14 protein-coding genes and 1 pseudogene are annotated in these 14,889 nt (G+C 53.8%); 8 read left to right on the top strand and 7 right to left on the bottom strand.

Annotated elements, in window-relative coordinates; all coding sequences use genetic code 11:
• Nucleotides 1-284: 284 nt before the first annotated feature.
• The 3 genes and pseudogenes from ACSZPU_RS16735 to pth form a co-directional block, all read right to left on the bottom strand.
• Nucleotides 285-1,334, bottom strand: a pseudogene (locus tag ACSZPU_RS16735) (tyrosine-type recombinase/integrase); the annotation flags it as partial.
• A 76-nt stretch (nt 1,335-1,410) separates the two neighbouring features.
• Nucleotides 1,411-2,505, bottom strand: a complete 1,095-nt coding sequence (gene ychF, locus ACSZPU_RS16730; RefSeq protein ID WP_494242403.1) for a redox-regulated ATPase YchF — start codon at nt 2,503-2,505, stop codon at nt 1,411-1,413.
• 126 nt (nt 2,506-2,631) lie between these two features.
• Nucleotides 2,632-3,216, bottom strand: a complete 585-nt coding sequence (gene pth / locus ACSZPU_RS16725) for an aminoacyl-tRNA hydrolase (protein ID WP_090084711.1) — start codon at nt 3,214-3,216, stop codon at nt 2,632-2,634.
• 275 nt (nt 3,217-3,491) lie between these two features.
• Here pth and ychH point away from each other — a divergent pair, with 275 nt between their 5' ends.
• Nucleotides 3,492-3,767, top strand: a complete 276-nt coding sequence (gene ychH, locus ACSZPU_RS16720) for a stress-induced protein YchH (protein WP_499001002.1) — start codon at nt 3,492-3,494, stop codon at nt 3,765-3,767.
• A gap of 117 nt (nt 3,768-3,884) precedes the next feature.
• The gene (locus tag ACSZPU_RS16715) at nt 3,885-4,934 is read left to right on the top strand and encodes a MerR family transcriptional regulator (protein ID WP_499000999.1); all 1,050 of its coding nucleotides are present in this window, start codon (nt 3,885-3,887) and stop codon (nt 4,932-4,934) included.
• Here ACSZPU_RS16715 and dauA read toward each other — a convergent pair.
• The 4 genes from dauA to lolB all read right to left on the bottom strand — a co-directional run bounded on the left by dauA (nt 4,929) and on the right by lolB (nt 9,291).
• Nucleotides 4,929-6,608, bottom strand: a complete 1,680-nt coding sequence (gene dauA, locus ACSZPU_RS16710) for a C4-dicarboxylic acid transporter DauA (protein ID WP_499000997.1) — start codon at nt 6,606-6,608, stop codon at nt 4,929-4,931. The two genes, ACSZPU_RS16715 and dauA, sit on opposite strands and share 6 nt — an antisense overlap.
• Nucleotides 6,609-6,729: 121 nt before the next feature.
• Nucleotides 6,730-7,677, bottom strand: a complete 948-nt coding sequence (gene prs / locus ACSZPU_RS16705) for a ribose-phosphate diphosphokinase (protein ID WP_090085106.1) — start codon at nt 7,675-7,677, stop codon at nt 6,730-6,732.
• Between the two features lie 124 nt (nt 7,678-7,801).
• Complete coding sequence (gene ispE / locus ACSZPU_RS16700) at nt 7,802-8,668, bottom strand: 4-(cytidine 5'-diphospho)-2-C-methyl-D-erythritol kinase (protein WP_499001005.1); 867 nt, start codon at nt 8,666-8,668, stop codon at nt 7,802-7,804.
• Nucleotides 8,668-9,291, bottom strand: coding sequence for a lipoprotein insertase outer membrane protein LolB (gene lolB, locus ACSZPU_RS16695; protein ID WP_499000995.1), 624 nt, complete (start codon nt 9,289-9,291; stop codon nt 8,668-8,670). Before lolB ends, ispE begins: the two co-directional genes overlap by 1 nt.
• A gap of 201 nt (nt 9,292-9,492) precedes the next feature.
• Here lolB and hemA point away from each other — a divergent pair, with 201 nt between their 5' ends.
• Genes hemA through kdsA form a run of 6 tightly spaced genes read left to right on the top strand, consistent with a single transcriptional unit; the run spans nt 9,493 to nt 14,812 of the window.
• On the top strand, nt 9,493-10,749 hold the full coding sequence (gene hemA / locus ACSZPU_RS16690) for a glutamyl-tRNA reductase (protein ID WP_499000992.1): 1,257 nt from the start codon (nt 9,493-9,495) through the stop codon (nt 10,747-10,749).
• Between the two features lie 36 nt (nt 10,750-10,785).
• A complete protein-coding gene (gene prfA / locus ACSZPU_RS16685) occupies nt 10,786-11,868 on the top strand; it encodes a peptide chain release factor 1 (RefSeq protein WP_499000990.1) in 1,083 nt (360 codons plus the stop codon).
• A complete protein-coding gene (gene prmC, locus ACSZPU_RS16680) occupies nt 11,868-12,707 on the top strand; it encodes a peptide chain release factor N(5)-glutamine methyltransferase (RefSeq protein WP_499000987.1) in 840 nt (279 codons plus the stop codon). Before prfA ends, prmC begins: the two co-directional genes overlap by 1 nt.
• A gap of 6 nt (nt 12,708-12,713) precedes the next feature.
• Entirely contained in the window at nt 12,714-13,106 is a 393-nt protein-coding gene (sirB2, locus tag ACSZPU_RS16675; protein ID WP_499000985.1) for an invasion regulator SirB2, read from the top strand.
• A gap of 3 nt (nt 13,107-13,109) precedes the next feature.
• Nucleotides 13,110-13,919 carry an invasion regulator SirB1 gene (sirB1, locus tag ACSZPU_RS16670; RefSeq protein ID WP_499000982.1) on the top strand — a complete coding sequence of 270 codons (810 nt, stop codon included), beginning with the start codon at nt 13,110-13,112 and terminating at the stop codon, nt 13,917-13,919.
• Nucleotides 13,920-13,957: 38 nt separating this feature from the next.
• Entirely contained in the window at nt 13,958-14,812 is an 855-nt protein-coding gene (gene kdsA, locus ACSZPU_RS16665; RefSeq protein ID WP_499000979.1) for a 3-deoxy-8-phosphooctulonate synthase, read from the top strand.
• The last annotated feature ends 77 nt before the right edge of the window (nt 14,813-14,889 follow it).

Genomic DNA, 14,889 nt, shown 5'->3' with positions numbered 1-14,889 from the left:
TTATCGGTAGTTAACCCTTCCTCCTACACTCTCCACAATCATGTCCGAGCGTTGCACTTATTATCTGAATTCGCGGTACACAGAAAGTTTTTTGGAAGGTTATGAAGTGGGAAGGGGCCAGCAGGGTTTTTAAATATATGGCTATACGTGATGAACAAAAACCTCCAAAACTATGGATACTTAGTATTCACTGCTTACATATACTGTAGGTAGAATCGTAGGTTTAAATTATAAATTAATAAATACCCATATTAATCAATCCTTAAACACCAATGTATCACCGTTTACTTAACGTCAGCGCAGCTTACCCATCCATCAAGCTTATTAGCCCATTCCTGCATCATCACTTTCCGTTCATCAAGATAAGTCGCATGGTTATAAGTGCGGCGAGCATTGTTGGTATCAGCGTGCGCAAGCTGAGCTTCGATAGCGTCAGGTCTATAGCCCATCTCGTTTAAACATGTACTGCCTGTAGTTCTGGTTGCATGTGGGCTATAAGTACCACTCCAGCCGAGGCTTTTAAGTAACTGACGCAGAGAGTGTGATGTCATTGGACCTGGCGGATTATCGCTGCCCGGAAAAAGATGCTGCCGATGTCCGGTTAAACCCTGTAGTGTTCTGAGCATGTTGACGGCCTGGAAGGGGACGGGAATAACGTGTTCTCTTCGGGTTTTCATTCGCGCTGACGGAATGGTCCACAGGGCGTTATCAAGATCGAATTCTGCCCATTCAGCTTCGGTGACTTCGGCTGGTCGCGCCAGCGTCCACCACATTAGCCACATGCAATAGTTAACCTGATATGGGCCGCGGCTGTTATCAAAACAGCTTAATAGCTTCCCGATTTGCTGTGGATTCAATGCCTGTTTGTGCTGTGTCTTATTCGCCGGAAGCGCCTTGCGTACAGGCCAGAAAGGATCGCTGTCAGCACTTAGCGTTGCCACTGCTAACTCGAAAACCGATGAAATGGTACGTCGGGCTTCAGCAGCAACAGTCGGAGCGCCGCGTTTAGCGGTTTCCTGAAGAATTTTAAGAATGTGGTGTGGGGTGATCTCTCTGACAGGGAGCTTACCGATTGCGGGGAAAACCACACGTTCAAGCATATCCAGTCGGCGTGTTTTGGTAATTTCGGCCCAGTCTTTCATCTGCAACCACTCTTTGGCAATCAGCTCAAAGGTGTTAGAAGCGTCATTGACCTTGTGGATCTTATCTAACTGACGAGCCTGTGTCGGGCTAACTCCGTCTGCGACTTGCTTTCTCGCTTGCTCACATTTTTCGCGAGCTTCGGCAAGTTTGACCGTCGGATATTCACCCAGCGCAAACATAATGAAAAATCCACGCAATCGCGTGGATTTTATAAGTTTTTCGGTCCCCACGAGGGTTAATGATACCTCACGAGACAACAAGTTTTATTTAGACGTTGAACAGGAAGTTCATCACGTCGCCATCTTTTACGATGTACTCTTTGCCTTCTGCGCGCATTTTGCCGGCTTCCTTCGCGCCTTGCTCACCTTTGTAGGTGATAAAGTCTTCATAGGCGATGGTTTGGGCGCGGATAAAGCCTTTTTCGAAGTCGGTATGGATTTTACCGGCCGCCTGCGGTGCGGTTGCGCCAACAGGAATCGTCCATGCACGCACTTCTTTCACACCAGCGGTGAAGTAGGTCTGCAGGCTCAGCAGCTCGTAACCGGCGCGAATCACGCGGTTCAGGCCCGGCTCTTCAATACCCAGCTCAGCCATAAACTCTTCGCGGTCAGCATCGTCCAGCTCAGCGATATCGGATTCAACGGCGGCGCACACGGCAACCACGACAGACCCTTCGGCTTCGGCGATTTCGCGCACTTTATCCAGGTACGGGTTGTTTTCAAAACCGTCTTCGTTGACGTTCGCGATGTACATGGTTGGTTTGAGCGTCAGGAAACTAAGGTATTTGATTGCCGCTTTGTCTTCTTCGGTCAGGTTTTTCAGCGCGCGCAGCATGCCCGCGTTTTCCAGCTGTGGCAGACATTTTTCCAGCGCAGCTTGTTCAGCCTTCGCGTCTTTATCGCCGCCTTTGGCTTTTTTCTGCACGCGGTGCAGGGCGCGTTCACAGGTGTCCAGGTCAGACAGCGCCAGCTCGGTGTTAATCACTTCGATGTCGTCAGCCGGATCCACTTTGTTATTTACGTGGATGATGTTGTCGTTTTCAAAGCAACGAACCACGTGGCCAATGGCTTCGGTTTCGCGGATGTTGGTCAGGAACTGGTTACCCAGGCCTTCACCTTTGGATGCGCCTTTTACCAGACCGGCGATATCCACAAACTCCATCGTGGTAGGCAGAATGCGCTGCGGCTTGACGATCTCCGCCAGCTTGTCCAGACGCGGATCGGGCATCGGTACGACACCGGTGTTCGGCTCAATGGTACAGAACGGGAAGTTAGCCGCTTCAATACCTGCTTTAGTGAGCGCGTTGAACAGGGTGGATTTACCTACGTTGGGCAGGCCAACGATACCGCATTTGAATCCCATGATGTGATTACCTTAAGTTCTGAATAATCAACCCGTTATATAAAACAGATTGTATAAAAGTTAATAACTTTGCCTATTATACACGTAACCGTTGTATCGCGTGGCAAAAATGCCAGCCAGCGGGGGTTACTGTGCTTTAAAGGCGTGTAACCGGTTGGTCGCTTTTGTCAGGCCATCTTTCAGCCAGATTTCCGTGCAGCGCGCCGCTTCGTCAACCGCTTCGTCAATCAATTTCTGCTCAGAAACCGGCGGTTTACCCAACACGAAACCGACAACTTTGTTTTTATCGCCCGGATGACCGATTCCAACGCGCAAACGGTGGAAATTGGGGTTATTACCAAGCTTACTGATAATGTCTTTCAGCCCGTTGTGGCCGCCGTGACCGCCGCCTAATTTAAACTTCGCCACGCCTGGCGGTAAGTCCAGCTCATCGTGGGCAACCAGGATCTCATCCGGGTTGATGCGATAGAAGGTCGCCATGGCGGCAACGGCCTTACCACTGAGGTTCATAAAGGTCGTGGGGACCAGCAAACGTACATCTTCGCCCGCCAGGTTAATCCGTGAGGAATAACCAAAAAACTTTGGTTCTTCACGCAGCGGGGCACGAAAACGTTCAGCCAGCAGATCGACATACCAGGCTCCTGCATTATGGCGCGTTGCAGCATACTCCGCGCCGGGGTTTGCCAGCCCGACAATCAGTTTAATCGTCACTTTTTATTCCTGACCAGGTCAATATCTGGCGCGTAGTTTACGTTGTGCAGCGCGTTATGACAAAGTTCTCGGGACGAAACGGGGAAAACGATAATGATTACTCAAATGAATCATTAGAATGACAAGCAGTTCATAGACTTATTTGTAAACTTTTGTGGACTGAATATGAGTAATTGTGATCCTAACCGCAATCAGTAGAACACCCACTGTCTATACTTTACCCAATATTTGAGTGGGGTTATTCCCTTTCAACCCATCGTTCCGGAGGTGACACCATGAAACGCAAAAACGCTTCGTTACTCGGTAATGTGCTTATGGGCTTGGGGTTAGTGGTGATGGTTGTTGGGGTGGGTTACTCAATTTTAAACCAGCTTCCGCAACTTAACCTGCCGCAATATTTCGCGCACGGTGCGATATTGAGCATCTTCGTGGGCGCGGTACTCTGGCTTGCTGGCGCTCGCGTCAGTGGTCATGAACAGGTCTGCGACAAATACTGGTGGGTACGTCATTACGACAAACGCTGCCGTCGCGATGGGCGCGGTCATAGCTAACGCGTTACACCAGACGAAAGCGGTTTCCTCAGGAAGCCGTTTTTTTTGGCTTTTTTCTTGACCCTTACGTAACGTTAGGCCCGAGAGTGCAAACCACGGGGAAGAAAAGGAGCCGTTATGTTAATTCAGGCAGGTGAACTGGCGCGTCGTGCCGGGATCACCGTCCGTACACTGCATCACTACGAACATATCGGACTGCTTACGCCTTCCACCCGAAGCGCTGCCGGTTATCGCTTATACAATCTCGCTGATGTGAAACGCCTGCATATGATTCAGGTACTGGCAAAAGCGGGAATGGAGCTGGCAGCAATCAAGGATTACCTGGCGCGGGAGACGCGTCCGCTCAATGTCCTGCTCAACGAACAAATCATCATGCTTGATGCACAAATGCGTACCATCCAGACGCTGCGCCAGCACCTGGTGACGCTAAAGCACGGAATTGAGAGCGGCGAAGAGCCTGACCTGGAGTCCTGGTTACTGACTCTGGAGTTAACGAAAATGTACGATCGTTGGTTTAGTGCTGAGGAATTGCGTGAGTTGCCGTTTGCCACGCCGGATGAAGAACGTAATCGCGTATGGGCGCAAATGGTGGCGGAGGCCAAAGCGCTGATGGCGCAGGGCTGCCCGGTTGACGATCAAAAGGCGATGGATCTGGCCACGCGCTGGATGACGCGCCTGGAGGAAGATACCGCCCGCAGGCCGGAATTTTTAACCCGCCTCAATGAGATGCATCTTGTCGAGCCGCAGATGCGCGAACAAACGGGCATTGACGATGAAACCATCCACTTCATTACCCACAGTTTCGGTGAAAGCAAGCTGGCTATCTGGCAGCGCTATTTGTCGCCGAAAGAGATGGCATTTACCCGTGCGCATTATTTCGATCGGATGAATGAGTGGCCACCACTGGTGACGCGCGTAAGGCAGGCGTTGCAGGAGGGACTGGCACCACAGTCGGACGAGGCACAGGCTTTGGCGAACACCTGGATGGAGCTGTTCCAGTCTTATGCCGGAACAGATCCACAAACCCAACAGAAGTTTCGTCTTTCGATGCAGCAGGAGCCGCATCTTATGAAAGGGACCTGGGTGACGCCGGATATGCTGCAGTGGTTGCAACAGGCGATAGATATCCTGATGCATAAACGCTACGGTGCGTCGGGAGCATCATAAATCCGCTAAGGCGGCGTCACGGTTTGGCCAGAAAGACAGACGGCCTGCAATGGGTTTGATGCCCGCCCGCGCCATGGTGCGCAACGGCTGAAACTCCAGATTGCTGACGCGCAACTCGGTGCCTTCCGGCAGGCGATTCACAAAACGCTGGAAGGCATCGAGCCCACCTGCATCAAGCAGCGGTACCGCATCCCATTTCAGGATGACCACCCGTTTGCCGATAATGCGCGATTCCAGCTCCGTAAACAGCCCGTCTGCCGCGGCGAAAAACAGCGGGCCAATCACCCGCAACACCAGAATGTCGTCCGCGACGTTGACATTGACCGGTGCAAGACGCGTCATGCGTGCGATACGGCGCATAAACAGTAGCGAGGCCAGAACAATACCGACGCTAATGGCAATCACCATATCGAACAGCACGGTCAGTGACATACAAATCAGCATCACGATGATGTCGTCTTTCGGCGCGCGGCGCAGCAGATTCACCACCTTATGCGCTTCACTCATGTTCCAGGCCACCATCAGCAACAGTGCCGCCATGGCGGAAAGCGGCAGCCACGAAAGCAGGGGGGCCAGCACCAGCAGGGCGAGGATCACCAGTACCGCATGAATGATGGCGGAAACCGGTGAAGAGGCCCCGGCGCGGACGTTAGCCGCCGAACGGGCAATTGCGGCGGTAGCAGTAATGCCGCCAAAGAAGGGGGCGACTATGTTCCCCAGCCCCTGGCCGATCAGTTCGCTATTGGCCTTATGGCGCGTCCCGGTCATACCATCAAGCACTACCGCGCAGAGCAACGATTCAATGGCACCCAGCAACGCCATGGAGAAGGCGGCTGGCAGCAGCGCCTGCAGCGACGCCCAGCTCAGGGTGAAATTCGAACCGGGCATATCCCAGGGCAGCACCAACTGCGGCAACAGCTGTGGAATGCCGTTGCCCTGTGAGCCGTCGGCCAGCACATAGTGGAACTGCGAGCCGATGGTCGCTACATGACCACCGGCCAGATTCACCACCGCCATCACGGCACAACCGGCAAGCAGGGCCGGTAAATGCCCCGGCAGACGAATACGCAGCCGTGGCCAGAAAATCAAGGTGCCGAGTGTGACAACGCCAATAGCGGCATCTCCGGGATTAATGGTTGGCAGCGCCATTGCCAGCGCGCCGACCTTTTGCAGGTAGTGCTCCGGCATGTGGGCAACCTGCAACCCGAGGAAATCTTTTATCTGCATGGTACCGATCGTGATACCGATACCTGACGTAAAGCCCAGCGTGACAGAAACGGGGATGTATTCGATAAGGCGGCCAAACCGGGCGAGGCCAAACAGAATCAAGAATACCCCGGACATCAGGGTCGCCACCAACAGGCCGCCCAGGCCAAATTGCTGCGATACCGGGTAGAGAATCACGACGAAGGCGGCAGTCGGACCGGAAACGCTATAGCGTGAACCGCCGGTCAATGCGATGACGATCCCGGCGACAGCGGCGGTATACAGCCCGTATTGCGGCGCAACCCCGCTGCCAATGGCCAGCGCCATGGCCAGTGGAATAGCGATAATGCCGACGGTGACCCCGGCAATCAGATCGCGCGTGAAGCGGGCGAGGCTGTATTTTTCCTTCCAGCAGGCTTCGATAATGGCGCTGAATGGCATCACATGTGGAGAAAAGAGTCTTTTCACAGAGGGTTCATCCCTGATCAAATATCAATAATACAAATTGTAAGCCTGATATTTATTAGTCATACAAATAAATATCAGGAATAAAAAAACCCGCCGTAGCGGGTCTTTGTACCGATTCCAATCAATGTTCGAACATTGCGGAAATGGATTCTTCGTTGCTGATGCGACGAATCGCTTCGGCCAGCATGCCAGACAGTGTCAACGTACGCACATTTGGCAGCGATTTGATTTCATCCGTTAACGGGATAGTGTCACAAACGACCACTTCATCAATAACGGAATTGCGCAGGTTATTTGCCGCATTGCCAGAGAAGATCGGGTGAGTCGCGTAAGCAAACACGCGTTTCGCACCACGCTCTTTCAGTGCTTCTGCAGCTTTACACAGCGTACCGCCGGTATCGATCATGTCATCAACCAGCACACAGTCACGGCCTGCGACGTCACCGATGATATGCATAACCTGAGAAACGTTCGCACGCGGGCGACGTTTATCAATGATAGCCATATCGGTATCGTTGAGCAGTTTAGCGATAGCGCGAGCGCGAACAACGCCGCCAATGTCCGGAGAAACCACGATCGGGTTGTCCAGATTCAGTTGCAGCATATCTTCCAGCAGAATCGGGCTACCGAATACGTTATCAACCGGCACATCAAAGAAGCCCTGGATCTGCTCAGCGTGCAGGTCAACGGTGAGGACGCGGTCAACGCCTACGCTGGAGAGGAAATCCGCGACAACTTTTGCGGTGATAGGTACACGAGCGGAACGCACACGGCGATCCTGGCGGGCATAGCCAAAGTAAGGAATAACGGCGGTGATACGACCTGCGGAAGCACGGCGCAGGGCATCAACCATTACAACCAATTCCATCAGGTTGTCGTTCGTTGGAGCACAAGTGGACTGGATGATGAAAATATCACCACCGCGTACATTTTCGTTAATTTGTACGCTGACTTCGCCATCGCTAAAGCGACCTACGGCGGCGTCGCCGAGAGAAGTGTACAGGCGGTTGGCAATACGTTGTGCTAGTTCCGGGGTAGCGTTACCAGCAAAAAGCTTCATATCAGGCACGAGAAGAACCTCAGGCATGCGTCCAGTGGTGGATAGAATAGGTCATAAATGTGCGGTTTAGACATGATTCTATCCATGGGGTGTATTAAAGAGCGCGATGCAACGTCTGGAACAAGTGACGTTGTCACCGGTACTCAGCTTGCCCGGCGAGGGTGCTGGCGAGAGGCGAGAGGTTTACACCTCGTGCGACAAAACCGTGCAACCATGCCGGGGCTTGCTCTAACACCCGAAGAGCAGCAGGCTCTGTGTCAAATTCAGCAAAAACACAGGCTCCTGTGCCAGTCAGGCGCGACGGCGCGTATTCTAGCAGCCAGGTAAGCGCCTCATCAACCTTACGAAAACGTTTTCTTGCGATAACCTCGCAATCGTTGCTGAATTCACATTTTAGTAACGTTTCTATTGACCGCTTTGGCGTGTTTCTCGGCAGCTCCGGATCGCTAAATATAATGGAAGTCGGAATACTGACGCCAGGGTGTGCGACCAGATACCATTTTTCTTCGGGTTCAACCGGGGTTAGCACCTCGCCAACGCCTTCGGCAAAGGCGGCATGCCCCCGAACGAATACCGGCACATCCGCGCCGAGCCTCAGCCCAAGCGCGGTCAGTTCATCCACCGTTAACCCGCAGCGCCACAGATGATTCAGCGCCACTAGCACCGTGGCGGCATTGGACGAACCACCGCCCAAGCCTCCGCCCATCGGAAGGCGTTTGTCGATTTGGATATCCGCACCGCTACCCGCAGGCAGGCGGCCCGTTTTTTCTGCCTCATGCATCAGCAGGCGCGCTGCGCGAACAATCAGGTTCTCTTCATCCGGCACCCCTTCAACAGGGGTTAATAAACGAATCACGCCGTCTGTGCGCGGTTCAAAACCCAGGGTGTCACCGTAATCCAGGAATTGAAACAAGGTTTGCAAATCGTGATAACCATCGGCGCGTTGCCCGGTGATATACAAAAACAAATTGAGTTTCGCCGGCGCCGGGAAGCTCATCATCATTTCACAATCCAGTTATCCATTTTGAGCTTAATACGATGACCGCCATCGCTCAGCTCAAGGTTGGACGGCAGCGCAGGCTGCGTATTGCTGTCATAGCCGCCATATACCACTTTCCAGTTCTTGCCGCCCTGGCTGTAGTTGACTTCGCTAAGGCGATATTGATCGTCAAGTTTGTAATCGGTCGCATCGCCCGGCAGGCCCAGAATCCACTGGCGCAGGCTGTTAAGCGGAATCGGCATCCCGGTCAGTTTGCCAATCATCTCTTCGGCATCGGTTGAGGTATAACGTTTGCCTTTGTTATCGATAAGCGTTACTGCGCCTGGCTGGGCGTTAAGCTCCAGTTCTGTGCTGCCCAACGGGTTCGTTAGCAGCAGGCGATAGCGATCCTGCCCGGTCTGTTGCCAGAAAAAGCGCGCATAGACTTTCTGATCATCAGAGATAAACGCGAAAGCACCACGGGTCTGGAACTGGTTCAGTTTGCTGACTTCTTGCTGGTGCTGACGCCACTGAGGGGCATCAGGGCTCTGACCCGGCCCTTTTGGCGCATTGAGGGTACAGGCAGTCAGTACGAGGCTTGCCAGCGGCAGCAAACGAATGAGGCGAAAATCAGGCAAAGTCATAATGATGACGAATCCTTGAGGTGCGTTGCAGTAAATATTCCTAATGCTAGCGCCGGGCAGGGATAGCGTCTACGTTCAAGTTGTCTTAAATCATTAAATTACCAATTACTCCAAAAGGGGGCGCTCTCTTTTATTGACCCCGCTCATCCTGTATGATGCGCACAGTCTAACCTTATCAACGTTGGTACTATTCCCGCTCACATGACCCTTTTAGCGCTCGGCATTAACCACAAAACGGCCCCCGTTTCGTTGCGAGAACGTATTACGTTTTCGCCGGATACGCTTGACCAGGCGTTGGATAGCCTGCTGGCGCAGCCGATGGTGCAGGGCGGTGTGGTGTTGTCGACGTGTAACCGTACCGAACTTTATTTAAGCGTTGAAGAGCGGGATAACCTTCATGAATCACTGATTCGCTGGTTGTGTGATTACCACCAGATCAGCGAAGAAGAACTGCGCAATAGCCTTTACTGGCACCAGGATAACGACGCCGTCAGCCATTTAATGCGCGTGGCGAGCGGGCTGGACTCGCTGGTACTGGGCGAACCGCAGATCCTCGGCCAGGTGAAAAAGGCTTTTGCCGATTCTAATCGCGGTCACCTGAAAGCCAGTGAACTCGAACGCATGTTCCAGAAGTCGTTTTCTGTCGCCAAACGCGTGCGCACGGAAACGGACATTGGCGCCAGCGCGGTCTCCGTTGCGTTTGCCGCCTGTACGCTGGCCCGGCAAATCTTTGAATCACTCTCTTCGGTCACCGTGATGCTGGTCGGTGCGGGGGAAACCATCGAGCTGGTGGCGCGTCATCTGCGTGAGCATAAAGTGCAGAAGATGATCATCGCTAACCGCACCCGCGAACGCGCACAGGTTCTGGCGGACGAAGTGGGGGCAGAAGTGATTTCCCTCAGCGATATTGATTCACGTCTGAAGGATGCCGATATTGTCATCAGTTCTACCGCCAGCCCGCTACCGATCATCGGTAAAGGCATGGTTGAGCGGGCAATGAAAGCGCGGCGTAACCAGCCGGTATTGCTGGTGGATATCGCCGTTCCGCGCGATGTCGAACCGGAAGTGGGTAAAGTGGCGAACGCCTATCTGTACAGCGTTGACGATTTGCAAAGCATTATTCAGCACAACCTCGCGCAGCGTAAAGCGGCGGCAGTACAGGCTGAAACGATCGTCGAGCAGGAAACGAGCGAATTTATGGCCTGGCTGCGCGCGCAAAGCGCCAGCGAGACGATTCGTGATTATCGCAGTCAATCTGAGCTGGTTCGTGATGAATTGACTGCCAAAGCGCTGGCCGCCCTTGAACAGGGTGGCGACGCACAAGCCATTATGCAAGATCTGGCCTGGAGACTGACCAATCGCCTGATCCACGCACCAACCAAATCTCTTCAGCAGGCCGCCCGTGACGGGGATGATGAGCGCCTGCATATTCTGCGCAACAGCCTCGGGCTGGAGTAGCACAACAATCTCTAATAACAGAGTGCATTTACGCCTATGAAGCCTTCTATCGTTGCCAAACTGGAAGCCCTACACGAGCGTCATGAAGAAGTTCAGGCGCTGTTGGGTGACGCGCAAACCATCGCCGATCAGGAGCGATTCCGCGCCTTATCCAGGGAGTATGCGCAACTAAGCGACGTATCGCGCTGTTTTACTGACTGGCAACAGATTCAGGAAGATATCGAAACCGCACAAATGATGCTCGATGACCCGGAAATGCGTGAAATGGCGCAGGAAGAGTTACGCGACGCAAAAGAAAAAAGCGAACAGCTGGAACAGCACCTGCAAATTCTGCTGCTGCCTAAAGATCCTGATGATGAACGCAGTGCCTTCCTTGAAGTGCGTGCCGGAACCGGCGGTGATGAGGCTGCACTGTTTGCGGGTGATCTGTTCCGCATGTATTCCCGTTATGCCGAATCGCGTCGCTGGCGCGTGGAGATCATGAGCGCCAACGATGGCGAACACGGTGGCTACAAAGAAATCATCGCGAAAGTCAGCGGTGACGGGGTTTACGGTCGTCTGAAATTTGAATCCGGCGGCCATCGCGTGCAGCGCGTACCGGCAACCGAATCACAGGGGCGTATCCATACCTCTGCTTGTACCGTTGCGGTGATGCCGGAATTACCGGAAGCCGAGCTGCCGGATATCAACCCCGGCGATCTGCGTATTGATACCTTCCGTTCATCCGGTGCTGGTGGTCAGCACGTTAACACCACCGACTCCGCTATCCGTATTACCCACTTGCCAACGGGTATCGTGGTGGAGTGCCAGGACGAACGCTCGCAGCATAAAAACAAAGCCAAAGCGCTGGCCGTGTTGGGTTCACGCATTCGTGCGGCAGAAATTGCCAAACGCCAGCAGGCGGAAGCCTCAACTCGTCGTAACCTGCTGGGCAGCGGCGATCGCAGCGATCGTAACCGCACCTATAACTTCCCGCAGGGCCGCGTGACCGACCACCGCATCAACCTTACGGTTTACCGCCTGGACGAGGTGATGGAAGGTAAACTGGACATGCTGATTGAGCCGATTGTTCAGGAATACCAGGCCGACCAGCTGGCAGCGCTCGCCGGGCAGGATTAATGGACTATCAATCCTGGTTGCGTCAGTCGATAAGCCAGCTGTCGCAAAGCGAAAGCCCACGCAGAGATGCGGAGATTTTGCTGGGCTTTGTGACCGGGAAAGCGCGCACCTATATTCTCGCTTTTGGTGAAACGCAGCTCTCAGAAAGCGAGCTTGCGCAGCTCAATGGCCTGCTGGCCCGTCGCGAACAGGGTGAACCGATCGCGCATCTGGTCGGCGTCCGTGAGTTCTGGTCGCTGCCGCTGTTTGTCTCGCCGGCAACGCTGATCCCACGCCCGGATACCGAGTGCCTGGTGGAACAGGCGCTGAACCGTCTGGCGAAGCAGCCGTGCCGGATCCTCGATCTTGGCACTGGCACCGGTGCTATCGCGCTGGCGCTGGGGAGCGAACGCCCGGACTGCCAGATTACGGCCGTCGACGTGATGCCCGAGGCGGTTGCGCTGGCTAAGCGTAACGCGGAGCATTTAGGTATAACGAACGTCACCGTTCTGACCAGCCACTGGTTTAGCGCGCTGGAGGGGCAGCAGTTCGAGCTGATTGTCAGCAATCCGCCGTACATTGATGAGCAAGACCCTCATCTCGCCATGGGCGATGTGCGCTTCGAACCGCGCTCTGCACTGGTTGCGGCAAAAGAAGGACTTGCGGACCTGGCGTGGATAATCGCACAATCAAGGCGATTTTTACGCCCCGGCGGCTGGTTATTGCTGGAACATGGCTGGCAGCAGGGTGAAGCGGTGCGTGCGTTGTTTAGCGATAAAGGATATGTGCAGGTGGAAACCTGCCGGGACTATGGCGACAACGAGCGTCTGACGCTGGGGCGCCTGTCGTTACAGGAGTAACAGGGAATGAGTGCGTTTACGTTTCTGATTAGCCTGCATTTGACCACGGTGGCGCTGAGCATTAGCCTGTTTGTGCTGCGTTACTGGTGGCGCTTTACGGGTAATCCGCGCGCTCAGGCGCGCTGGGTGCGGGTTGTGCCTCATGCAGTAGACACGCTGCTACTGCTCAGTGGTCTGGGGCTCATCGTTGTAACACGCTATATCCCATTTACTGCTAATGGCGCATGGCTGACGGAAAAGCTGTTTGGCGTTATCATCTACATCGTTTTGGGTTTCATTGCGCTGGGGCGACATCGTCCGCGCAGCCAGCAAACGGGGTTTATTGCGTTTTTGCTGGGGCTGGTGGTGCTGTACATCATCATTAAACTCGCCGCCACAAAGATACCGATACTGGGGTAAGACATGCGGTCGTTAGCCGATTTCGAATTTAACAAAGCACCATTGTGCGATGGGATGATCCTGATATCCGAATTGATTCGTGATGATTTTCCCTCGCAGTTCGTGCACGACGAACTTGAGCGTCTGATCAGTCTGGCGCGTGAAGAAATAAGTCAGGCTCAACCGCAGGACTTGCAGCTGGAAAAACTTCTTGAGCTGTTTTACGGCGAATGGGGCTTTAAAGATACCCGTGGCGTGTACCGCCTGTCGGACGCGCTGTGGCTGGACAAAGTGCTGCAAAACCGCCAGGGTAGTGCGGTGTCGCTGGGGGCCATTCTGCTGTGGGTTGCCGGGCATCTGGATATTCCGCTGATGCCGGTTATTTTCCCGACGCAGCTTATTCTCCGTGCGGAGTGGCTGGACGGGGAAATGTGGCTGATCAATCCGTTTAACGGCGACACGCTGGACGAGCACACGCTGGAAGTCTGGCTAAAGGGGAATATCAGCCCGGTCGCCGAGCTGTTTAATGAAGATCTCGATGAGGCAGACAACGCGGAAGTGATCCGCAAGCTGCTGGATACGTTGAAATCGGCGTTGATGGAAGAGCAACAAATGGAACTGGCCCTGCGTGCCAGCGAAGCGCTGTTGCAGTTCAACCCGGAAGACCCGTATGAGATCCGCGACCGTGGTTTAATTTATGCGCAGCTTGATTGCGATCACGTTGCGCTGAACGATCTGAGCTACTTCGTCGAGCAGTGTCCTGAGGATCCGATCAGCGAGATGATCCGTGCGCAAATTAACACCATTTCGCACAAACAAATTACACTGCACTAAATCTGAATGAATCGACTCACTCTTGATAAGGGAATTGTATGAAACAAAAAGTGGTTAGCATTGGCGATATCAATGTCGCAAACGATCTGCCGTTTGTTCTCTTTGGCGGCATGAACGTGCTGGAATCTCGCGACCTCGCCATGCGCATTTGTGAGCACTACGTGACTGTTACCCAGAAACTGGGTATTCCGTACGTGTTCAAAGCCTCTTTTGACAAAGCCAACCGTTCCTCCATCAAGTCTTATCGTGGACCGGGCCTGGAAGAAGGGATGAAAATTTTCCAGGAGCTGAAACAGACTTTCGGCGTGAAAGTGATCACCGACGTTCACGAAGCCAGCCAGGCGCAGCCTGTTGCTGACGTGGTTGACGTGATTCAGCTGCCGGCATTCCTGGCGCGCCAGACCGACCTGGTTGAAGCCATGGCGAAAACCGGTGCCGTCATTAACGTGAAAAAACCGCAGTTCGTAAGCCCTGGTCAGATGGGTAACATCGTGGATAAATTCCATGAAGGCGGCAACGATAAAGTGATCCTGTGTGACCGTGGCAGCAATTTCGGTTACGACAACCTGGTTGTTGATATGCTCGGCTTTAGCGTGATGAAAAATGTGACTGGTAACTCTCCGGTTATTTTCGACGTCACCCACGCGCTGCAGTGCCGCGACCCGTTTGGCGCAGCATCTGGCGGCCGTCGTGCCCAGGTTGCCGAGCTGGCACGTGCAGGTATGGCGACTGGCCTGGCCGGTCTGTTCATCGAAGCGCACCCGGATCCAACCAATGCGAAATGCGACGGCCCGTCCGCGCTGCCGCTGGATAAACTGGAGCCGTTCCTGAAACAGATCAAAGCGATTGATGATCTGGTGAAAAACTTCGAAGAGCTGGATACCAGCAACTAAGATAATAAATATCCTCCGGCATAGCCGGAGGTTTTTCTGATGCGCCTATAAGGCTCTCTTACCAGCCGCGCCCTAAC

Origin of the sequence: Phytobacter sp. V69, assembly GCF_965644215.1 — a bacterium.
GTDB lineage: Bacteria > Pseudomonadota > Gammaproteobacteria > Enterobacterales > Enterobacteriaceae > Phytobacter.
The sequence above is the reverse complement of the archived record's forward strand: the minus strand, read 5'-3'. Positions and strand labels throughout refer to the sequence as shown.